The organism is Brevundimonas viscosa, from assembly GCF_900116065.1.
Classification (GTDB): domain Bacteria; phylum Pseudomonadota; class Alphaproteobacteria; order Caulobacterales; family Caulobacteraceae; genus Brevundimonas; species Brevundimonas viscosa.
In genome coordinates this window covers 39923-60230 of sequence record NZ_FOZV01000006.1, presented here as the reverse complement: position 1 = coordinate 60230, position 20308 = coordinate 39923, and the positions used below count along the sequence as shown (strand labels likewise).

Annotated in this window: 25 protein-coding genes; 14 read left to right on the top strand and 11 right to left on the bottom strand. The window is 70.7% G+C overall.

The annotated features are described in order from the left end of the window. Positions 1–4: 4 nt before the first annotated feature. A complete protein-coding gene (locus BM333_RS11880; RefSeq protein WP_092311789.1) occupies positions 5–1855 on the bottom strand; it encodes an ABC transporter transmembrane domain-containing protein in 1851 nt (616 codons plus the stop codon). Between the two features lie 131 nt (positions 1856–1986). Here BM333_RS11880 and rpmE point away from each other — a divergent pair, with 131 nt between their 5' ends. Further along, entirely contained in the window at positions 1987–2211 is a 225-nt protein-coding gene (gene rpmE, locus BM333_RS11875; RefSeq protein ID WP_092311786.1) for a 50S ribosomal protein L31, read from the top strand. Between the two features lie 177 nt (positions 2212–2388). Further along, positions 2389–3954 (top strand): L,D-transpeptidase family protein, encoded by a 1566-nt coding sequence (locus BM333_RS11870; RefSeq protein WP_092311783.1) that lies wholly within the window; start codon positions 2389–2391, stop codon positions 3952–3954. 3 nt (positions 3955–3957) lie between these two features. Here the strand turns inward: BM333_RS11870 and BM333_RS11865 are convergent, their stop codons facing one another. From BM333_RS11865 to BM333_RS11855, 3 genes are all read right to left on the bottom strand, one after another. After that, the gene (locus BM333_RS11865; protein WP_092311780.1) at positions 3958–4290 is read right to left on the bottom strand and encodes a hypothetical protein; all 333 of its coding nucleotides are present in this window, start codon (positions 4288–4290) and stop codon (positions 3958–3960) included. 26 nt (positions 4291–4316) lie between these two features. Next, positions 4317–4832: a protease adaptor protein RcdA gene (gene rcdA, locus BM333_RS11860; protein ID WP_245777255.1), complete on the bottom strand. Its 516-nt coding sequence runs from the start codon at positions 4830–4832 to the stop codon at positions 4317–4319. Between the two features lie 110 nt (positions 4833–4942). Continuing rightward, complete coding sequence (locus tag BM333_RS11855) at positions 4943–5146, bottom strand: DUF1192 domain-containing protein (protein ID WP_092312118.1); 204 nt, start codon at positions 5144–5146, stop codon at positions 4943–4945. Between the two features lie 84 nt (positions 5147–5230). On the opposite strand from BM333_RS11855, the gene BM333_RS11850 reads away from it, so the two are divergent. After that, a complete protein-coding gene (locus BM333_RS11850) occupies positions 5231–6202 on the top strand; it encodes an NAD(P)H-quinone oxidoreductase (RefSeq protein ID WP_092312115.1) in 972 nt (323 codons plus the stop codon). A 2-nt stretch (positions 6203–6204) separates the two neighbouring features. On the opposite strand, the gene BM333_RS11845 is transcribed toward BM333_RS11850, so the two are convergent. Continuing rightward, positions 6205–6804, bottom strand: a complete 600-nt coding sequence (locus BM333_RS11845; RefSeq protein WP_092311774.1) for a beta/gamma crystallin-related protein — start codon at positions 6802–6804, stop codon at positions 6205–6207. Positions 6805–7017: 213 nt separating this feature from the next. Here BM333_RS11845 and BM333_RS11840 point away from each other — a divergent pair, with 213 nt between their 5' ends. Further along, positions 7018–7692, top strand: coding sequence for a DUF1013 domain-containing protein (locus BM333_RS11840; RefSeq protein ID WP_092311771.1), 675 nt, complete (start codon positions 7018–7020; stop codon positions 7690–7692). Between the two features lie 57 nt (positions 7693–7749). Here BM333_RS11840 and BM333_RS11835 read toward each other — a convergent pair whose 3' ends face one another. Further along, positions 7750–7923 (bottom strand): YdcH family protein, encoded by a 174-nt coding sequence (locus BM333_RS11835; RefSeq protein ID WP_092311768.1) that lies wholly within the window; start codon positions 7921–7923, stop codon positions 7750–7752. A gap of 128 nt (positions 7924–8051) precedes the next feature. On the opposite strand from BM333_RS11835, the gene BM333_RS11830 reads away from it, so the two are divergent. Genes BM333_RS11830 through BM333_RS11820 form a run of 3 tightly spaced genes read left to right on the top strand, consistent with a single transcriptional unit; the run spans position 8052 to position 9379 of the window. Beyond that, positions 8052–8654, top strand: a complete 603-nt coding sequence (locus tag BM333_RS11830) for a UbiX family flavin prenyltransferase (RefSeq protein WP_092312113.1) — start codon at positions 8052–8054, stop codon at positions 8652–8654. Further along, positions 8651–9115: a TIGR02444 family protein gene (locus BM333_RS11825; RefSeq protein WP_092311765.1), complete on the top strand. Its 465-nt coding sequence runs from the start codon at positions 8651–8653 to the stop codon at positions 9113–9115. Before BM333_RS11830 ends, BM333_RS11825 begins: the two co-directional genes overlap by 4 nt. A gap of 39 nt (positions 9116–9154) precedes the next feature. Continuing rightward, entirely contained in the window at positions 9155–9379 is a 225-nt protein-coding gene (locus tag BM333_RS11820; RefSeq protein WP_092311762.1) for a YdcH family protein, read from the top strand. Between the two features lie 7 nt (positions 9380–9386). Here the strand turns inward: BM333_RS11820 and BM333_RS11815 are convergent, their stop codons facing one another. Then, positions 9387–9950 carry a GGDEF domain-containing protein gene (locus tag BM333_RS11815; RefSeq protein WP_092311759.1) on the bottom strand — a complete coding sequence of 188 codons (564 nt, stop codon included), beginning with the start codon at positions 9948–9950 and terminating at the stop codon, positions 9387–9389. 123 nt (positions 9951–10073) lie between these two features. Between BM333_RS11815 and purE the strand changes: the two genes are divergently transcribed. After that, positions 10074–10565, top strand: a complete 492-nt coding sequence (gene purE, locus BM333_RS11810; protein WP_092311756.1) for a 5-(carboxyamino)imidazole ribonucleotide mutase — start codon at positions 10074–10076, stop codon at positions 10563–10565. Then, positions 10566–11645, top strand: coding sequence for a 5-(carboxyamino)imidazole ribonucleotide synthase (locus BM333_RS11805; protein ID WP_092311753.1), 1080 nt, complete (start codon positions 10566–10568; stop codon positions 11643–11645). Here BM333_RS11805 and BM333_RS15700 read toward each other — a convergent pair whose 3' ends face one another. Together BM333_RS15700 and BM333_RS11800 are read right to left on the bottom strand one after the other, a co-directional pair. Next, a complete protein-coding gene (locus BM333_RS15700; protein WP_143105822.1) occupies positions 11646–11837 on the bottom strand; it encodes a hypothetical protein in 192 nt (63 codons plus the stop codon). After that, positions 11834–12508 carry a COQ9 family protein gene (locus BM333_RS11800; RefSeq protein WP_092311750.1) on the bottom strand — a complete coding sequence of 225 codons (675 nt, stop codon included), beginning with the start codon at positions 12506–12508 and terminating at the stop codon, positions 11834–11836. Before BM333_RS11800 ends, BM333_RS15700 begins: the two co-directional genes overlap by 4 nt. Before the next feature lie 187 nt (positions 12509–12695). Here BM333_RS11800 and rpsU point away from each other — a divergent pair, with 187 nt between their 5' ends. Both rpsU and BM333_RS11790 read left to right on the top strand, forming a co-directional pair. Next, positions 12696–12932, top strand: a complete 237-nt coding sequence (rpsU, locus tag BM333_RS11795) for a 30S ribosomal protein S21 (protein WP_092312110.1) — start codon at positions 12696–12698, stop codon at positions 12930–12932. Between the two features lie 129 nt (positions 12933–13061). Further along, positions 13062–13433: a hypothetical protein gene (locus BM333_RS11790; RefSeq protein ID WP_092311747.1), complete on the top strand. Its 372-nt coding sequence runs from the start codon at positions 13062–13064 to the stop codon at positions 13431–13433. Positions 13434–13568: 135 nt separating this feature from the next. Here the strand turns inward: BM333_RS11790 and BM333_RS11785 are convergent, their stop codons facing one another. Together BM333_RS11785 and BM333_RS11780 are read right to left on the bottom strand one after the other, a co-directional pair. After that, positions 13569–14963: an ABC transporter permease gene (locus tag BM333_RS11785; RefSeq protein ID WP_092311744.1), complete on the bottom strand. Its 1395-nt coding sequence runs from the start codon at positions 14961–14963 to the stop codon at positions 13569–13571. Beyond that, positions 14960–15922: an ABC transporter ATP-binding protein gene (locus BM333_RS11780; protein ID WP_092311741.1), complete on the bottom strand. Its 963-nt coding sequence runs from the start codon at positions 15920–15922 to the stop codon at positions 14960–14962. The genes BM333_RS11785 and BM333_RS11780 overlap by 4 nt, the downstream gene beginning before the upstream one ends. A 135-nt stretch (positions 15923–16057) precedes the next feature. Between BM333_RS11780 and BM333_RS11775 the strand changes: the two genes are divergently transcribed. The 3 genes from BM333_RS11775 (at position 16058) to pstA (ending at position 20305) form a co-directional block, all read left to right on the top strand. Beyond that, the gene (locus BM333_RS11775) at positions 16058–17491 is read left to right on the top strand and encodes a sensor histidine kinase (protein ID WP_092311738.1); all 1434 of its coding nucleotides are present in this window, start codon (positions 16058–16060) and stop codon (positions 17489–17491) included. A gap of 104 nt (positions 17492–17595) precedes the next feature. Further along, positions 17596–19026 (top strand): phosphate ABC transporter permease subunit PstC, encoded by a 1431-nt coding sequence (pstC, locus tag BM333_RS11770; protein ID WP_092311735.1) that lies wholly within the window; start codon positions 17596–17598, stop codon positions 19024–19026. Continuing rightward, positions 19019–20305 (top strand): phosphate ABC transporter permease PstA, encoded by a 1287-nt coding sequence (gene pstA / locus BM333_RS11765; RefSeq protein WP_092311732.1) that lies wholly within the window; start codon positions 19019–19021, stop codon positions 20303–20305. Before pstC ends, pstA begins: the two co-directional genes overlap by 8 nt. Positions 20306–20308 lie beyond the last annotated feature (3 nt).

Genomic DNA, 20308 nt, shown 5'->3' with positions numbered 1-20308 from the left:
CCGATCAGTCGTCGCGGAACTGCAGCTTCGCCAGCCGGGCGTAGAGGCCGCCGGCGGCGAGAAGCGAAGCGTGGGTTCCCTCCTCCGCCACGCCCCCGTCCTCCATGACCACGATGCGATCGGCGCGCAGGACGGTCGCCAGGCGGTGGGCGATGACCAAGGTCGTCCGCGCCTCCATCGCCTGGTCCAGCGCCGCCTGCACCAGCCGCTCGCTCTCGGCGTCCAGTGCGGAGGTAGCCTCGTCGAGCAGCAGGATCGGCGCGTCGCGCACCAGCGCCCGCGCGATGGCCAGCCGCTGCCGCTGGCCGCCGGACAGGCTCTTGCCGCGCTCGCCCAGCGGCGTATCGAAACCTTCCGGCAACGCTTCAATGAAGCCCAGCGCCTGGGCCTCGGCGGCGGCGGCGCGGAGCTCTTCCTCGGTGGCGTTCTCGCGGCCGAAGCGGATGTTTTCGGCCGAGGAACCCGAGAACAGCGGCGCTTCCTGCGAGACCCAGGCGAAACGGCTGCGCACCTCGGCCGGGTCGGCGCGGCGGACGTCCACGCCGTCGACCGCGACGACGCCCGACTGCGGATCGTAGAAGCGCAACAGCAGTCGGAACACGGTGCTCTTGCCCGCCCCCGACGGGCCGACGAGCGCAACGGTCTCGCCCGGGCGGACGGTCAGGGAGAAGCCTTTCAGGGCGGGCAGGTCGGGCCGTCCCGGGTAGCTGAAGTGCACGCCAGCCATGGACACCTCGCCGACGGGCGGTTGCGGCAGCGGCTGCGGATGCGCGGGCGAGGCGATGGCCGCCTCGCTCCGCATCAGTTCGTCGATGCGCTCCATGGCCCCGGCCGCCTTCTGGACGTCCCCCCAGCTTTCGCCCAGCGCTCCGACGGCGCCGGCGGCGAAGACGGAGAGCAGAACGAACTGCAGCAGGGCTCCCGGGCTCATCCGCCCGGCGATCACGTCCATGGCCCCCAGCCACAGCACCAGCGTCACGCCGCCGAACATCACCACGATGATCATCGCCGTCATCAGCGCCCGTGCGCGCATCCGCACCAGCGAGGCGGCGAAGGCGGTCTCTACCGCCTCTCCGAAGCGGGCGACCGCGCTACGCGCCCGACCGAAGGCCTGGACCGTCTCGATGGCGTCGACGCTTTCCCCCGCGAAGCCGATGGCCTGGGCGAAGCGGTCCTGGGTCGCCACCGTCAGCTTGCGCACCTGCCGGCCGAAGATGAACAGCGGCCCCAGCAGCAGCGGGACGACCAGCAGCACCAGACCGGTCAACTTCGGACTGACCACGAACAGCAGGATGGTCCCCCCGACGAGGGTGAGGAAGTTGCGCACCGCATAGGAGATCGAGGTGGTCATCAGCGTCTCGACCAGCGCGATGTCGGTGGTCAGTCGCGACAGCACCTCGCCGGTGCGCATGCGGGCGTAGAAGGCCGGATCCAGGGTCAGCACCCGGTCGAACAGGCCCTTGCGCAGGTCGGCCACCACCCGTTCGCCGGTCTTGGTGACGTAGAAGTAGCGCACGGCGGTGGCGACGCCGAGGAACAGGGCCACCGCGCCGAGCAGCAGGAACCACAGGTTCAGCCGCGCGCCGTCATCGGCGAAGCCATGGTCGATCGCGCCCCGCGCCGCCGCGGTCAGCCCTAGCGAGGCGCTGGTCGACATAACCAGCCAGAAGGCCGCGAAGCCCAGATGTCCCTTGTGGCGAAGCGCATAGGGCAACAACCGGGCGAGAGGCCGGATGTCGCGCCGCTTCTCGCGGCGGGCGCCGGCATCGGCCATCTGCTCCGCCAGCAGCGCGCCCGCGCCCGGGCGGCCGCGCAGGTCGGCGGGGTCGGCGGCGGAGGCGGTGGGATCGGTCATCGGCGCGCCTCTTGCCCCGGAAAGCCCCCCGGTGTAAACGCCGCCGCTCATTCCCGCCGCCCTCGGCGGGTTTCTCATTTTTCGCGCATGGACGGTCGGCATCGTCACCGCGCAGAGACGGAACGACGACAATGAAGGCGGACATCCACCCCGACTATCACTTCATCACGGTCACGATGACGGATGGCACGACGTATCAGACGCGCTCGACCTACCAGAAGGAAGGCGCGACGCTGAACCTCGACATCGATCCGCTGACCCACCCGGCGTGGACCGGCGGCAACCAGCACCTGATGGACCGCGGCGGCCGCGTGTCGCGCTTCAACAACAAGTTCGCCGGCTTCATCAAGAAGTAGGACCGCTCCGGGTCTGGCTTTCCCGCCACACCGCTGCGGCAACACGATCACGAAGGCGTCGGTCTCCGGGCCGGCGCCTTTCTGTTTGCCCGGAACGCCGATAACATTCACCGCGTTGGGTTTTCGGGGCGTGGGCGTGGTGTCCGTGCGGCGAAAGACGGACGAAGAGCGAGCGTGATGAACCGACGGCAACTGGGTCTGGGCGCGGCGACGGCGGCGCTCGCTTCCGCTGTGGGCCTGTCCGCGCAGGCGCAGACCCGCGATCCCGGCGCCGTCGCCTTCTACGACAGCTTCAATGACCGGCTGGCGCGCCTGCCCGCCACACTGCAGCCGGACGTGCGCGCCTTCTACGAGATGAACGGCTGGCGCCCGGTCTGGAACGAACCTCGGCGTCGCGCCCTGATGGCGGCCGCCGCGCGGGCCGAGCGGCATGGCCTGTCGCGCGACGACTTCTTCGGCGCCCTGGACAGAAACGCCGGCGACCCGGCCGGGCTGGAGATGGCCACGACCGCCGCCGCGCTGACCTATGCCCGCGTCCTCGCCGAAGGCCGGGTGCGGCCGGAGACGGTCGAGGACCTCTGGGAGATGCAGAAGAACCGGGTCGACCTGCCGGTCGGCCTCAACGACGCTCTCGCCGGCGACCGGCTGGTGGATTGGCTCGAGGCCCTTGCGCCCACCGACATCGGCTATTCCAACCTCTCCGCCGGCTATGTCCGCTACCGTCGCCTGATCCAGCAGAACGGCGGCTGGCCGGCCTTCCGCGTCGGGGCGAATATCGAGCCCGGCGACAGCGACCCGCGGGTGCCCATCCTGATCCAGCGCCTCGTCGCCGAGGGCGATCTCGACGCCGCCGAGGGCGCCCGGCTGGCGGCCATGGGCGACGTCTACGGGCCCGAGTTGCAGGCCGGCGTCCGGAGCTTCCAGACCCGCCACGGGCTCGCCGCCGACGCCCGCATCGGAACCGGCACCCAGCGCTCCCTGTCGGCCTCCGCGGAGGATCGGGCGCGCCAGATCGCGCTCAATCTCGAACGACGCCGCTGGCTGAAGCGCGACGTGGCGCCCGAGCGGATCGAGGTGAACACCGCCGCCGCGATCATGGTCTACTGGAAGGACGCCCGCCCGGTGCACTCGACCCGGGTCATCGTCGGCACGGCCCGAAACCAGACCCCCAGCCTCGAGAAGCAGTTCGCCTCGGTGGTCGCCAACCCGCCCTGGTACGTCCCGGCCTCCATCGCGCGAAACGAGATCCTGCCGCGCGGCCCCGGCTATCTGGCCAGCCAGAACATGTACATCTCGAACGGCCAGGTCATCCAGCGGGCCGGGCCGAACGCGGCGCTCGGCTATGTGAAGTTCGAGCTGCGCGACAGCTACGCCATCTTCCTGCACGACACGCCAGGCAAGGCCGCCTTCAACCTCGCCATGCGCCAGCGCAGTCATGGCTGCGTGCGGGTCCAGGACGCCGTCGAGTTCGCCCGGCTGCTGCTCTCGCCGAACCCCGACCTGCTGGGCCAGTTCGACGAGGCCCAGGCGACGCGCGAGACCAAGCGCATCCAGACCGGGCGCGAGATCAGTGTCCGGCTGCTCTACTGGACCGCCTTCGTGGACGGCCAGGGCCGCGTCGCCTTCCGCGAGGACGTCTACAGCCGCGACGAGAAGCTGGCCGAGGCGCTCGGCATCGCCGTCAGCCTGCCCAGACCGGTCGACGACGGCCACGGCCGCGACGCCGACGACGTCGGGCCGTAGGGATCAGAACCGGACCTCGATCGTCACGGCCGCGCAGCCGTCGGCGGAGATTTGAACCGCCTGCGGAAGGCCGTTTGTTACATAGCCGCCCCTCGTGCGATGGACGCCGCTCTCGTCGCGACAGACAACCACGAAGCTGTTGTCCGAGAACCGCGCGGTTCGCACCACGCGCCCTCCTGCAGGCAGGTCGCCCTGCCAGGAGAATTGGCCCGGGTTGGTGGTCTCGACCGCAAGGGTCAGTGTTCCGCCGCTGCGGTTATGGATCACCACCATTGAGCGCTCGCCGGCGACCGTGACAATGATCAGGCCGGCGACAACCACGGCTGCGATGGCCAATCCTGTCACCCACCGTCGTCTGCCACTCACTGCCTGAACGCCGCCGCCAGTCGGTCCAGCTGGCTCTGCACGGGATTGACCGCCTCTTCCTCCGGCGCGTCCAGATACATGCGACGGTCGAGGTGCAGCGCCCGGTCGTACAGCTTCTCGGACCGCACGAGGTACTCGATCAGGGCGATCGGCAGCTCCGGATGGGTCGGCTCGGCCTCGACCTTCCGGTCCGCCAGCCGGTAACGCGGCTCGCAGGCGGCGGCGGCGGTCATATCCCCTTCCCGCACGGCGCGCTGGACCAGCAGCCACGACGCGATCTGCATCAGGCGCGTGGTCAGTTTCATGCTCTCGCCGGCATAAGCCAGGGCGGCAGCGCGCGACAGAAGCTTGGACTCCCGGCGCCCGTCTCCGTCCAGATAGGCGGCGGTCTCCTCGACCAGCTCCATCCCCTCCCGGAAGGTGCGATCGAACAGCTCCGAGCGGGCGAAATCCTCCACCACGGCGGCGCGGCTCCGGCCCGAAGGCTCCAGGGCGGGGTCTTGGTTCGACATCAACTCAGCCAGACTCATGGGTTGCGCACATCCGTATCACGGGCGGCGGGTTAACGCGCCGCCCTCTTCCGCGTGCAACGGCCATGCCAGACGCGCGAAACGAGAAGCCGTCAGCTGCGGAAGTTGAACAGGGCGTCGGCGGCGTTCCGCTGTGAAGACTTGCCCTCGATCGCCGCGCGGGAGCGCGCGATCTCGCCCTCCAGCAGCGCGATGCGCTCCTTCAGGTCCTCCACCGACCAGGCGTCGAGATCCTCGCGAACGAGGGCGGCCAGCGACGCATCACGCGCCGGCCGGGGCTCCAGATCCTCGAACATCATCGCCTCCTTGCATGGCCAGCGGGGCCGCCGCCGCCTATCAGAACGCCCGGACACGGATGAATGCAAGAACGGGGCGACCGGATGCAGGCGATCGGAATCGAAGGCGGCGAGGGTCCGGCGGAGGCGCTGAAGGTCATCGAACGTCCCGATCCCGAGCCGGGACCGGGCCAGATTCGCATCCGCGTGCGCGCGGCCGGCGTGAATCGCCCCGACCTGCTGCAGCGGGAAGGTCGCTACCCGCCGCCTCCGGGAGCGTCGGACCTTCTCGGGCTCGAGGTCGCAGGCGAGATCGACGCGATCGGACCCGGCGTGGACCGCTGGCGGGTCGGCGACCGGGTCTGCGCCCTTCTCGGCGGCGGCGGCTATGCCGGGTACGCCGTCGTCGACGCGCGTCACGCCCTGCCGATCCCGGGAGGCCTCGACTTCGTGGAGGCGGCGGCCCTGCCTGAAACCGTCTGCACGGTGTTCGCCAATGTCTTCGAGGCCGGCGCCCTGCAGCCGGGCGAGACCCTGCTGGTGCACGGCGCGACCAGCGGCATCGGCGTCGCCGCCATCCAGATGGCACGGGCGGCGGGCGCCCGGGTCATCGCCACGTCACGCGGCGCCGAAAAGGCGGCGGCGGCGACGCGCCTTGGAGCCGACCTCAGCCTCGACGCCACCTCCGACGACATGGCGGCCGCGATCGCAGGGTTCGGCGGCGCGGACGTGGTCCTCGACATGGTCGGGGCGGACTACGCCCGGCTCAACCAGGAGGCGCTGAAACCGATGGGACGCTGGGTGGTGATCGCCACCCTCACGGGAGCCCGGACCGAGATCGACCTCGCCCGCCTGATGATGAAGCGGCTGGTCCTCACCGGTTCCACCCTGCGCGCCCGTCCCGCCGACGAGAAGGCGCGGCTGATCGCGGCGGTCGAAGCCAGGGTCTGGCCCTGGATCGAGGCCGGAATGATGCGGCCGCCGGTCGCCGCGACTTTCCCGCTGGAGCAGGCCGCCGCCGCCCACCTCCGGCTGGAGGCAGGCGGCCACGTCGGCAAGATCGTGCTGACCGTCTAGGTCTACCGGCGACCGCCCCCGCGCACCGGCCGCAGGGATGAGATGCGGTCGTTCAGCCCGTGCTGCTGCAGGTTCCAGACGTCCTCGCTGAAGGTGCGGCAGGTCCCGCGGAACCAGGCGTCGGTGCAGACTTCCCAGGTTCCGCGCAGCTGCATCGAGCTGATGACGTCGTTGAAGCCGGTCTCCCGCAGGTTGGCGACCTCGCCCCGGAAGGTGGTCGACCCGCCGCGGTAGAGCGCGTCCCGATAGACCGTCACCGAGGCGCCGCGGCCCCAGTCGCCGCCCGGCCGGTCAGGGCGGCCAGGGCGGTCCGGCCGGTTGGGGCGATCCTCGAAATCGCCCCGCCAGGGGCCGCAGACCAGCCGGCCGTCCTCGTTGCGGATCTCGTAGTCGCCGCAGCGGTTCAGCTCGATCGACGTGCCGCGCACCCGGCCGCTCCGGTCCCGGCAATCGGCGTAAAGCCGCCCGCGGTTGACGTATTCGCCGCTGCAGCTGTCGCGATAGCTGCCGCGCGGGGCGACGCGGACGCCGCCTTCCCACTCCTGCGTCGCCGCGCCCGGGCTGCCGACCACCGCCAGGGCGGCGAGACTCTCGATCAACATGGGACCCTCCGTAGATCACCTGGACGCGGGAACGCGCCGATGGGGACACTGTTCAGCTTCGCGGATGAACCTTGGCTGTACGGCGTTGTCGGGCGTCGTTTCTTTTTGCGGAGAATGCGCCTATATCGAGTGCTTCAGCGCCCGGCCGAAAGGTCGGGCGCCGTCGTATCCGGAACCCGCGAACGCGGGCACAAACAAGAAGCGAAGACGTCCATGACCGACATCCTGATGCCCAAGGCCACCGCGGTCTGGCTGGTCGACAACACCTCGCTCACCTTCGAGCAGATCGCCGCCTTCTGCGGCCTGCATCCGCTCGAGGTCCGCGGCATCGCCGACGGCGACGTGGCGCGCGACATCCGCGGCGTGGATCCGATCACCGGCGGCCAGCTGACCCGCGAGGAGCTGGACAAGGCGCAGGCCGACTCCAACTACCGCATGCAGGCGGTCGTCAGCCGCCACGCCGAGCTGCTCAAGCAGGCCAAGCCGGCGCCGAAGTACACGCCCGTGTCGCGGCGTCAGGACCGGCCCGACGCCATCGCCTGGTTCGTGCGCAACCACCCCGAGGTCACCGACGCGCAGATCTCCAAGCTGCTCGGCACCACCAAGGCGACCATCGAGAGCGTGCGCAACCGCACCCACTGGAACAGCGCCAACATCAAGCCGGTCGACCCGGTCACGCTCGGCCTCGTCGGCCAGTTGCAGCTGGATGAGATCGTCAGGAAGGCGGCCGAGAAGAAGGCGCGCGACGACGCGAAGAAGGGCGGCGCCACCCTCCAGCCCGCCGACGCCGTCGAGGAGACGCCGGCCGAACCCGAGTTCGTCCCCGAGGAGCGGGTCCGTCGCGGGGCCGAGCCGACCGCGGAGTCGGTGTTCGGCACCAAGGACTGAGATGACGACGGCCCCGGAGATCGCTCTCCGGGGCCGTTTTCAATTTCGGGAGGCCGGCTAGTGGGTCCGGGCCTCCAGACTGGTGATCTGTTCCTTCAACCGAAGCTTCTGTTGCTTCAACTCCCTGACGTGAAGCGGGTCCGCGGACGGGTGGGTCATCTCCTGCTGGATGGTCTGGTCCAGCATCCGGTGACGATTTCCCAGTTCGCGGATACGAGCTTCTATGGTCATGGCTTGCGCCTCCATGTCTAAGGGACCACTAGAGTGAGCGCCCGGCCAGACCGCCTGTGGAATCACTTTCCGGTGAGGCGGGCGGCCTTCCGGACCCGGACAGCCTGGAGCCCGAATTGGCCGAAGATGTGAACGGAGCCGTACCGGACGCCCCGCGACGGCTGGTGGTGGGAATCTCGGGCGCCTCGGGCGTGATCTACGGCGTGCGGATGCTGGACGCGCTGCGCGAACTCGGGATCGAGAGCCATCTGGTGGTCAGCCGCGCCGCCCTGCTGACCCTGTCGCAGGAGACCGATCTCTCCGCCGACGATCTGACCGGCCGTGCCGACGTGACGCACCGACTGAACGACGTCGGCGCCGCGATCGCCTCCGGCTCGTTCCGGACCATGGGCATGATCGTCGCCCCGTGCTCGGTACGGACCATGGGCGAGATCGCCACCGGCGTGACCTCGACCCTGCTGACCCGCGCCGCCGACGTCGCCCTGAAGGAGCGGCGGCCGCTGGTGCTGATGGTCCGCGAGACGCCGCTGCACCTCGGGCACCTGCGCACCATGACCGCCCTGGCCGAGATGGGCGCGGTGATCGCCCCGCCCCTGCCGGCCTTCTATGCCAAGCCCGGCACGGTCGCCGAAATGGTCGACCAGTCCGTGGGCCGGGCGCTGGACGTGTTCGGCCTCGACTGGAGCGCCGTGAAGCGCTGGAACGGCCTCCGCGCGGCGGACGAGTCGTGAACCTCTGGGACTGGTCGCTGCGCGCCTGGCGGGCGCCTGGCGTCGAGACCGCGTGCCTCGACCTGCAGGACGCGCAGGGTCAGAACATCCCGCTATTGCTGTGGGCGGCCTGGACGGCGGTCACCGGCCGGAGCCTCGCCGAGGACGACATCGAGGCCGCGTGCGACACCGCCCGGGTCTGGCACGAGACGGTGATCGTCCCCCTGCGCGGCGTGCGGCGCGCGCTGAAGACCCGCGTTCCCGACCTCGGGGACGAGGACCGCGAGGCTGTCAGGGCCCAGGTGCAGGCGGTGGAGATCGACGCCGAGCGTCGCCTGCTCGCGGCGCTCGAGGCGCTGGCGCCGCCGCCTGTCGGACCGGCGAAGCCCGCCCTGCCGGCGCTGGTGGCGGTCTCCCGCGCATGGTCGTCGGTCACCCCGAGGACCGCCCTGACCCTGCTCGCCGAGCGCCTTCCGGCGTGATCGACGGCGCGTTATAAGCCGACGCGCTCCGGGGCAGACATGAACGACGACGATCCGATTCTCAGCGAGGCTGAAAAGGCGCTGCACGCGCGGCTCAAGGAGCTGCAGCAGGAACACGCCGATCTCGAGGCCTCGATCGAGGCCCTCGGATGCATGCCGATTCCCGACCAGCTGATGATCGCGCGGCTGAAGCGGAAGAAGTTGTCGCTGCGCGACGAGATCGTGAAGATCGAGGCGATCGTCCTGCCCGACATCATCGCCTGACGGGCGCTCAGCGGCCCTTCTTGCGCACCCACATGGCGGCGTCGGCTTCGGCCAGCCAGACTTCCGGATCGGTGTGGCCGACGAAGGCGCGGACGCCGAACGAACCGCCGAGGCCGGCGGCCTCCCCCTCCCACATGAAAGGCTCGGCTTCGAGCGCGGCGGCCAGCTTGCGCGCCTTGTCGCGACCCTCGTCGAGGCCGGCGTTGAGCATCAGCAGGCCGAACTCGTCGCCGCCCAGCCGGCCCACGGCGTCGGATTCGCGCAGATTGGCCCGCATCAACTCGGCCACATGCACCAGGGCCGCGTCGCCGGCGGCGTGCCCGAGCCGGTCGTTGACGCCCTTGAAGCCGTCCAGGTCGAGGTAGAGCAGCACGGCCGGCACAGCGTGGCGCTGGCAGTAGGCCATGGCGCTCTTCATCGCCGCCACGAAGCCGCGGCGGTTCAGCGCCGGGGTCAGGACGTCGTGATCCGCCGCCGCCTCGGCGGCCTCGGCGCGCAGGCGCAGGGCCTCGACCTCGGCGCGCAGGCGCTCGATCTCGGCGAACGGGTCGATGGCGGCCGCGTGGCTCACGGTCGGAAGGCGCTCCCCGGCCGGCGACTCAGCACGCCCGGCCAAGCAAGAGCCTAACGCCGTCGGTTGCGGGCGCAACGCGAGTCCTGTATCGCGCCGCTTTCCAGGAAGGAGCCCGGACGCATGACGACCGCGACCCCGCCCGTGGCCATCATCATGGGCAGCCGCTCGGACTGGCCGACGATGAAGCACGCCGCCGACGCGCTGGACCGGCTGGGCGTGACCTGGGCGGCGAAGGTGGTCAGCGCCCACCGCACTCCCCGACGGCTGTTCGACTTCGCCACGAGTGCGAAGACCGAGGGCTATCGGGTGATCATCGCCGGGGCCGGCGGCGCCGCCCACCTACCGGGCATGGCGGCCTCCATGACCGAGCTGCCCGTGCTCGGCGTCCCCGTCGAATCGAAGGCGCTCAAGGGCATGGACAGCCTGCTGTCGATCGCCCAGATGCCGGGCGGCGTCCCCGTGGCAACCCTCGCCATCGGCGAGGCGGGGGCGAAGAACGCCGGCATCCTCGCAGCCCAGATCCTCGCCCTGTCGGACGAAGCCCTGGCCGGGCGGCTGGCGGCCTTCCGGGCGGCGCAGACCGAGTCGGTGCACGAGACGGTCGAGGACTGAGTGAGCCTCTCGCCCCTGCCCCCCGGCTCGACCATCGGCATCCTCGGCGGCGGCCAGCTGGGCCGGATGCTCAGCCAGGCGGCGGCGCGGCTGGGCTTCAACGTCGTCATCCTCGATCCCGAGGAGAACTGCCCCGCCGGGCGGGTGTCGCAGGGCCAGCTGGTCGCCGCCTATGACGACGCCACGGCCCTGACCGTGCTGGGCCGGGTGGCGCAGGCGGTGACCTTCGAGTTCGAGAACGTCCCCGCCGCCTCGGTCGAGCGGCTGGTCGAGGGCGGCGCCACCGTCTCGCCCGGCCCGAAGGCGCTCGCCGCGGCGCAGGATCGCGTGGAGGAGAAGACCTTCCTCAACGGCGTCGGCGCCACGACCGTGGACTTCGTCCCTGTCGACAGCCTCGACGACCTCGTCGCCGGCCTCGGCAAGCTGGGCCTCCCCGCCCTGCTGAAGACCCGGCGCGAGGGCTACGACGGCAAGGGCCAGGTCTGGGTGCGCGCCGCCAGCGAGGCCGCCGACGCCTGGAACGCCATCGGCGGTCGGCCGGCGGTGCTGGAGGCCAGGGCGGCCTTCGTGCGCGAGCTGTCGGTGATCGCCGCACGCGGTCGCGACGGGTCCGTCGCCGTCTACCCGCTGGGCGAGAACGTGCACGAAGGCGGCGTGCTGCGCACCACCGTGGCCCCGGCCGCGGTCGACGCCGGCACGGCGGCGCGGGCGGTGGAGATCGCCGAAGCCATTCTTAACGGCCTCGACTATGTCGGCGTGCTGGGCGTCGAGCTGTTCGACCTCGGCGGCGGCGACTTGCGGGTCAACGAGATCGCCCCGCGGGTGCACAACACCGGCCACTGGACCCAGGACGGCTGCGCCTGCGACCAGTTCGAACAGCACATCCGCGCCATCGCCGGCTGGCCGCTGGGCCCGACCACGGCGCATGCGAAGGTCGAGATGACCAACCTGCTCGGCGACGAGGTCGAGCAGTGGCGGGAGTTGGCTGCCGAACCGGACGCCCGCCTGCACCTCTACGGGAAGGCCGAGGCGCGCCCCGGCCGCAAGATGGGCCACGTGAACCGGGTGAAGCCGCTCTGATCAGGAGCAGGTTGTCGTCGTGACCTGAGAACCGTCCGGCATGGCGTTGGTGGCCGCCGTGCAGTCGTCCTTGCTGAGCTTCTGCACCGTGTAGAACGTCGCGGCTCCCAGCATCAGAGCGGCCGCCGCGGTGACGACCACCAGCGCTCCGTACTGTCCGCGTGAGCCGGCCCGTTCGTTCGGCCGTGTCATGCCCGCGCCCCGTAGCGCATCCGCGCCAGCACATCGGTCATCTTGCGGAAGGGGGCGTCGAAGTCCTTGCCGGCCTTCCACTTCTCGAAGGCCATGACGTTCTCGATCCGTCGGGCGACGAAGGCTTCGGCCGGCTCCCTTCCGTCGAACCAGCGCATGGTGAGCGCCGGAATCAGGATGCCCGAGAGGATGACCCGCTTGGAGTAGTGGTTCCAGTCGGTCGCCGTGTCACCGGCCCAGCGCCACAGCAGGTCGGCGGTCTCCCAGGCCAGCTGCAGCCCGAGTTCGGCGTTGGTGGGCAGGGCGAGGAAGGCGGCGCAGCGGCGGGTCGCCTCCAGGTCCGCCGCCCCCGCCTCCATCCGCGCCGAGACGGCGCGGGCGATTCGCTCACGGATCTTCAGGGTCGCCGGGTCGACGTCGGCGAGGGCCGCCGTGGCCCGATCGTCGTGACGGCGCGACAGCAGGGCGGCGAGATCGCGGGCGCCGTTGGGAAACAGCAGCTCCTCGTCGCCGGCGGACAGCCCCAGCTCCTCGCAGGCGGCGCGGATCATGCGGCCGTTCCAGCCGGTGCGCGGCGCGTGGCGGACCGCGGCGTCGAGAACCGCCTGCTCCATCTGGTCGACCCAGTCCGCTTCGGGCTCTGCATTGGACAGGTGTGGCGCGTCGGTCATGGCGCCAGCATAAGCCCGTCCGGCGGGCGTTTCGACCCATCACAAACGGCCGCGACGATCTGGACAGTGCGGGGAGGCTCGTGTATCAGCCCGCCTTCACTCACGGGCCCCGGCCCGGGAGAACGAGATTTATTTGTCTGCCCGTCTCCCTCACAGGACGCGGCGGGCGGCCAAAGGAGAGTTTCACCTGGTTCAGATTTTCGTCCGCGACAACAACGTCGATCAGGCGCTGAAGGCCCTGAAGAAGAAGATGCAGCGCGAAGGCAGCTTCCGTGAGATGAAGCGCCACGTGCACTACGAGAAGCCCTCGGAGAAGCGCGCCCGCCAGAAGGCCGAGGCCGTTCGCCGCGCCCGCAAGCTGGCCCGCAAGCGCGCCCAGCGCGAAGGCCTGCTGCCGGCTCCGAAGCCGCGCCCCGGCCGGTAAGACCGGGCCGACAAGGCTGAAAGATTGAGGGCCGCTCCGGAGACGGGGCGGCCCTTTTCGTTGCGGGAGTGGTCAGGACTCGACGCTCCGCTATGCTCCCGTCCGACGCAGGTGCGCGGAGGAGAGCCGATGGCCCGTTGGACGCTGACCCTTTCGTCGATCTACCTCGCCATCGTGGGGCTGGCGCTGATGTTCGCGACGCGGAAATTCGGCGTCGGGGCCGTGCCGGAGGACGCCTCGACCGAACTCCTCGCCCTGTTGAGGCTGCTCGGCGGGCCCTTCCTCGGGATCGCCGCGCTCAATTGGCTGTCACGCGGGGGCGGCGGTGACTGGCTGCGGACCGTTCTGATCGCCAACGCTGTGGGTTTCGGCGCCGTGGCGCTCAACGACGTGCAGGGCGTGCTGTCGGGCGAGGCGCGGGAGCTGGCGCGGGTGTTCCTCGTGGTCCACCTCGGGTTCGCGCTGGCTTTCGGGGCGTCGCTGTTGCGGCGACGGGTCTGAGCGCATTCGGCGAAGGCCGAAGAAGAGGACAGGCGGACCCAGGACCGCCAGAAAAGGGCGGCGCCCTCCCCTTACCTCTGCGCGGTCCGCCCCTCCATCGGCCATCGCCGAGGGAGGGGTCGGTCCGGTTCCGCCCTAGTTTCCGCCGCCTCGAATCGCCCCCGCGAAGCTCTTCCAGCTCAGCTTCACGTCCGACAGGGCGCCGGCGCGGAAGGCGCGACCGGACAGCCAGACCATGAACAGGGCGAAGGCGAACATGCCGGCCATGGCGCCGAGGAGTTCGATCATCGGCGGATCGGACGGCAGGCGCGCCATCATCAGGAAGGGCGTGAAGAACGGCACCCAGGACAGGATCTTCACCACCGGGGCGTCCGGCGTGGTCATGGCCATGCTCATGGTCATGATCGGGATGACCAGGACGAGCATGATCGGGCCCATCAGGGTCTGGGCGTCGCGCGGCGTCTCGCAGAAGGCGCCGACGGCGGCGAACAGGACGGCGTACATCAGGTAGCCGCCGACCATGAAGGCCACGAACCAGCCCAGCATCCCGCCAGTCAGCAGGATGTCGCCGATCATGCCGGCCGTTTCCGGCGCGGCCGCGACCAGGCCGACGGCGCCGATGCCGCCCCAGCCGAGCAGCACCGTGATGGTCAGCAGGGCCACGCCCAGCACCTTGCCGGCGAGGATCTCCGTCGGGGAAGCCGACGACAGCAGCACCTCGAGGATCTTGTTCGACTTCTCCTCCATCACGCTGTTCAGCAGGATCGAGGCGCCGGTGATGATCAGCGACCAGAGCAGGAATCCGCCGGCCATGCCGATCAGGGTCGGCAGCTTGTCGCGGAACGAAACCTCGCCGCCGCTCACCGACTTCGGCGAGAAGACCGAGATCGTCGGCCGGAACTTCTCGGCGTTCTCGACCACGACGGGATCGATGCCGGCGCCCTCGAACACCGCCTTGCGGTTGGCCGAGCGAAGGGCGTCGCGGACGAAGTCCTCGACCGTGTCGTCGGTGGCGCGGGCGGTCCACACGCGGGCCGCCGGGCCTTGCGCGTCGCGGGTGAGGAAGACGACGGCGTCCAGCCGGTCGGCCTTGGGCGTCTCGTCGGTGAGATAGCGGCGCACGATCTCGTCGCGCGCCTCGCCCGGGGGCGCGGCCGCAATCTCCGGCGGCGTTCCGACAATGCGCAGGCGCGGCCCGGCCAGCCGGGCGAAGGCCCCCTTGGCGGCCCCCGAACTGTTCACCGGCATGCCGGTCGCCTTTTCGGCGGCCTCGTTGGCCATGCGCTCGCGTTCCTGCTGGCGCTCGGCGTCACGGCTCAGGGCGTCCTGGATGGCGGCGGCGAGGCCGTTCGCCTGCGGCCCTTCCTCGATCACGGCGACGGCGCGAACCGGTTCGGATGACTTGATCAGGATCGGGACCGCCCCGCCCAGAACGGCGAACAGGGGGAAGGCCAGCAGCGACAGCCAGAACCCGACGGTCTTGGCGTAGGCGGCGTACTCGCGCCGGGCGATCAGGAGGGTGCGGTTCATCGGGCGGCCTCCTGGCCGGCGGGTTTCACGGACTGGTCCTGATCGGGATTGTCGCCGGTCAGATCGATGAAGGCGTCATGCAGGCTGGGCTCGCGCAGATCGAAACGGCGCACGTCCAGCCCGCCGAGGAAGGCGGCCTTGAGCGTCTCCTGCCCCCGCGCGCCGGGGGCCAGATGAGCCTTGAGCACCCTCACCCCGTCGTTCTCCGCGGCGATCTCGACGTTCGATACGCCCGGCAGGGCGGCGACCTGGCCCGCTTCGATGACGCCCTCCAGCTCGAGGAAGCGCCGTGACGTGGCCTTGGCCTCGTCCACCGTCCCTTCGAAAGCCTTCCGGCCGCGCGCCAGCAGCACGACCTTGTCGCACAGCCGCTCGGCGTGCTGCATCACGTGCGTCGAGAACAGCACCGTGGCGCCGTCGGCGGCGAGGCCGCGGATCATCTGCTCCAGCCCCTGCTGGTTGACCGGGTCGAGCCCCGAGAACGGCTCGTCGAGGATGACGAACTCGGGCCGGTGCACCACCGCGGCGATCAGTTGCACCTTCTGGGCCATGCCCTTGGACAGTTCCTTCATCTTCTTGCGGCTGGCCCCGCCGAGGCCCTGCTGCTCCAGCATCTCGCGAGCGCGCCGCCGGCCCTCGCCCAGCGGCAAGCCCTTCAGGGCGCCGAAGAAGGCGATGGCGTCGACCGGGGTCATCTTCTTGTAGAGGCCGCGCTCCTCGGGGAGGAAGCCGATGCGGTTCCGCACCCGGCGTCCGTCGTCGGCGCCGAGGATCTCGATCCGTCCCGAAGTGGCCGGTTGCAGGCCGAGGATCATCCGGATCGTCGAGGTCTTGCCCGCGCCGTTGGGGCCGAGGAAGCCGCAGATCGAACCCTTGCCGACCTCGAAGCTGAGGTCACGGACCGCGTGAAAGCCGCCGTACCGCTTGTTCACGTCCTGGAGTGTCAGTGCCGCCGTCATACGCCCTCCGTCGATCAGCCGGTCCTTGGTAGGAGTGTAAAGGACGTTTGACAACCCGGCGCCGCCGCAAACGCCGCGCCATTGTCATGAATTCCGTGTCATGTTCGCACCCGGACTCGCCCTGCCGGACGCCTGATGCCCTTCGATGCCGCTCCCTCGCCCGTCGCCCCGCCCGCCGCCTCGCGGTTATGGACGGCAGGCGCCAGCGCCGGAATCCCCATCGCCGTGCTTCTCGGCCTGGCCGCAGTCCACCCCGAACTCGCCCCGTGGCTGGTCGGCGCCGCGACGCTCGTGGCCCTCGCCGCCTGGGCGGCGAACCGGCGACGCCCGGGCGACGGAGCCCGTCCGGCGGATCCGGCGCCGCCGTCGGCGACCGGCGCCGCGGACCGGCTGCTTCTCGAGGGGGCGTTCGAGGCCCTGGTCGACCCGGTGCTGGTGGTCGCGGGCGGCGAGGCCGACGACCTGGCCGGCCGGCGGGTCGTGCTGGCCAACGCCGCGGCGCGCGATCTGCTGCGCATTCCCCGGGAAGGCGCGCTGCTGGTTCCGGCCCTGCGCGAGCCGGCCGTCCTGGAGGCGGTGGACGAGGCTCTCTACGGCGGCGTTGAGCGGACGACGGACTACACCGCGCCGGGACCGCGGCCGCGCCACTGGCGGGCGATGACGCGCCCCCTGGCCGGCGGCGAGAGTGACGGCGCGCTGGCGCTCGTCGTGCTGCGCGACGAGACCGACGTGCGGCGCATGGAGCTGATGCGGGTCGACTTCCTCGCCAACGCCAGTCACGAACTGAAGACGCCGTTGGCCTCCCTGGCCGGGTTCATCGAGACGCTGAAGGGCCATGCCCGGGACGACGCCCGCGCCCGCGACAAGTTCCTCGACATCATGGCGGTCCAGGCCGAACGGATGAGCCGGCTGGTCGCCGACCTGCTGTCGCTGAGCCGCATCGAGCTGAACGAGCACATTCCGCCGGCCGGGCGCGTCGACCTGGTCCCGGCGGCGCGCGACGTGGTCGACGCTGTGGGGCTGCTGGCGGCCGAGCGCGGCGTGACGCTGAAGCTCGAGGCGCGCGGCGGCCGCGCGCCGGTATCGGGGGATCGGGACGAGGTCGTGCAGGTCATCCAGAACCTGGTCGACAACGCCATCAAATACTCCGGTCCCGGCCAGACGGTGGAGATCTTGGTCAAGGCCGACGTGCCGCTTCAGGAGGCGGCGGCGGCCTGGTCTGGGGGCGCCCGCGAGGGCGGCGTCACCCGCCTGCCGCTGCTCACCCCGGACCGCGAGCCGGGTCAGCGCTATGCGGCGGTGATGGTGCGCGACCACGGCCCGGGCATGGCGCGGGAGACCCTGCCGCGCCTGACCGAACGCTTCTACAGGGTCGAGGGCCAGAAGAGTGGCGAGCGACCCGGCACCGGGCTGGGACTGGCGATCGTCAAGCACATCGTCAACCGCCACCGGGGCGGTCTGACGGTGGAGAGCGCCCCCGGCGAGGGCGCCACCTTCACGGCCTACTTCCCCGTGGCCGCCCCCCGGCCTTCGCGTGACGACACGACGACGGACCGGCCGTCGCCGTAACAGAACTGTCACGGCGGCGTCTTATTCCGCTGACCATTCGTGGGCAGGTTCCGGCCGGACCGGACCGGGCGACCGGACCGTCGCGATTCTCACCCCGGACGCCGATGACCTGGCTCTTCCTGCCGATCCTGATCGCCGCCGCCGTCGCCGCCTTCCTCGGCGGACGGGCGCTGGCGCGTCGCCGTTCGTCCGGGCTGCGGGCGCACTCGCGTCCGGGCCAGCACGGCGCGTTGGCGCTGATCTGGACCGCGGCCCCCGCGCTGGCGGTGCTGCTGGCGGCCGCGGTGTTCGCACCCGGCCTCGAGCAGCAATTGATGGCCTCCGGCGCGCCCGAGGCGGTGCAGGAGCTGGAGCCGTTCCGCCGCCAGGCCTTCTACGCCGACGCCGGGGCCGTCGGCGCCGGACGCCCGGCCGCGCAGATCTGGCCGGCCCCCTACGCGGAGCTGTTGCCCGCCGAAGGCCGCCGCGCGGCGCGCATCGACCTCATGCTGTCGCTGGGCGGCTGGGTCGCGGCCCTGCTGGCGGCGGCGCTTGGCGCGCTCTACGTGTTCAGCCGCATCCGTCCCGACCTGCGCGCCCGCAATCGGGTCGAGGGCTGGATCGTCGGCGCCCTGTTCGCCTGCTCGGCCGTAGCGGTGCTGACCACCATCGGGATCGTCGCCTCGCTGGTGTTCGATTCGACCCGCTTCTTCGCCTCGGTGCCGATCACCGAGTTCCTGTTCGGGACGCAGTGGAGCCCCCAGACGGCGATCCGCGCCGACCAGGTCGGCTCGACCGGGGCCTTCGGCGCCCTGCCGCTGTTCGCCGGCACCTTCCTGATCATGCTGATCGCCATGACGGTGGCGGCGCCGGTCGGCCTGTTCTCGGCCATCTACCTGTCGGAGTACGCCGGGCCGGCGTTCCGCGCCACGGTCAAGCCGGTGCTCGAGATCCTCGCCGGCGTGCCCACGGTGGTCTACGGCTTCTTCGCCGCCCTGACAGTGGGACCGGCGATGCGCGGCTTCTTCAACGGCGTCGGCGCCCTGCTCGCCGGCGGGCCGCTCGACCCGGTGGGGCAGTACCTGATGCTGGTGCAGAACCAGATGGCGCTCGTGGCCGGCGGGGTGATGGGCATCATGCTGATCCCCTTCGTCAGCTCGCTGTCGGACGACATCATCAACGCCGTGCCCCAGTCGCTGCGCGACGGCTCCTACGCCATGGGCGCCACGAAGTCGGAGACGGTCAGCCGGGTGCTGCTTCCGGCCGCCCTGCCCGGCGTGGCCGGGGCCATGCTGCTGGCCATGTCGCGCGCCATCGGCGAGACCATGATCGTGACCATGGCCGCCGGCCTGGCGGCGCGTCTGACCCTCAATCCGCTGGACACGGTGACGACCGTGACGGTGCAGATCGTCACCCTGCTGACCGGCGACCAGGAGTTCGACAGCCCCAAGACGCTGGCGGCCTTCGGTCTCGGCCTGACCCTGTTCGTCGTCACCCTGCTGCTGAACATCATCGCCCAGCGCATCGTCATCACCTACCGGCAGCAATATGACTGAGGCGACGCAGACCGACGGCGCGCGGGTGAACCGGCTGCGGGCCGGGCTGAAGCGGCGCTACGCGCGCGAGCAGCGTTTCCGCGCCTACGGCCTGCTGGCCATCGCCGTGGCCGTGGGCTTCCTGCTGCTCCTGCTCGGCCGCATCGTCGAACAGGGCCACACCGCCTTCTACAGCCACGCGATGACCGCGCCCGTGTATATGGATCCGCCGCGGATCGACCGCGCCTACCCGCAGGGCACCAACTTCGAGCAACTGGTGGCCGAGCAGCAGCTTCGCCGGCTGGGGATCGTCGACGATGCGCAAGGCACGAAGGCGAGCGCCATGCGCGGCCTGTTCTCGTCCGAACTCAAGTTCATCGCCGCCGAGCGGATCGCGCGGCAGCCGGGCCTCGTCGGCCAGACCGTCACCCTCTCCGCCCCCCTGTCGGACGACGCCGACCTGTACCTGAAGGGCGAGATCTCGAAGGACACCCCGGCCGAACAGCGCCGCCTCTCCGACGAACAGATCGCGTGGATCGACCGCATGGACGCCGGGGGCCAGATCGCCGCCCGCTTCAACACCGGCCTGTTCACCCGGGGCGACTCCACCGAGCCGGAGCTGGCGGGCGTGCTGGGCGCGGTGATCGGCTCGGCCCTGATGCTGCTGGTGACGGCGCTGATCGCCATCCCGCTGGGCGTCGGGGCGGCCGTCTATCTGGAGGAGTTCGCGCCCCGCAACCGGCTGACCGACCTGATTGAGGTCAACATCAACAACCTCGCCGCCGTGCCGTCGATCATCTACGGCCTGCTCGGCCTCGCCCTGTTCATCAACTGGATGCACCTGCCGCGGGCCAGCCCGCTGGTCGGGGGCCTGGTGCTGGCCCTGATGGCGCTGCCGACCATCATCATCGCCACGCGCTCGTCGCTGAAGGCGGTGCCGCCGTCGATCCGCGAGGCGGCGCTGGCCATGGGCGCCTCGAAGACCCAGACGGTGTTCCAGCACACCCTGCCGCTGGCCATGCCGGGCGTGATGACGGGCGCCATCATCTCCATGGCCCACGCCCTCGGCGAGACCGCCCCGCTGCTGCTGATCGGCATGGTCAGCTTCGTGCCCGGCCTGCCGCACAGCCTGGTCGAACCGACCGGGGCGCTGCCTTCCCTCGTCTACATCTGGGAAAACGCCTCGGAGCGCGCCTTCCACGAGCGGACCGCGGCCGCCATCCTGGTCCTGCTCGCCTTCATGATCGTCATGAACGCCGCCGCCATCGTGCTGCGCCGGCGCTTCGAACGCCGGTGGTAAGAC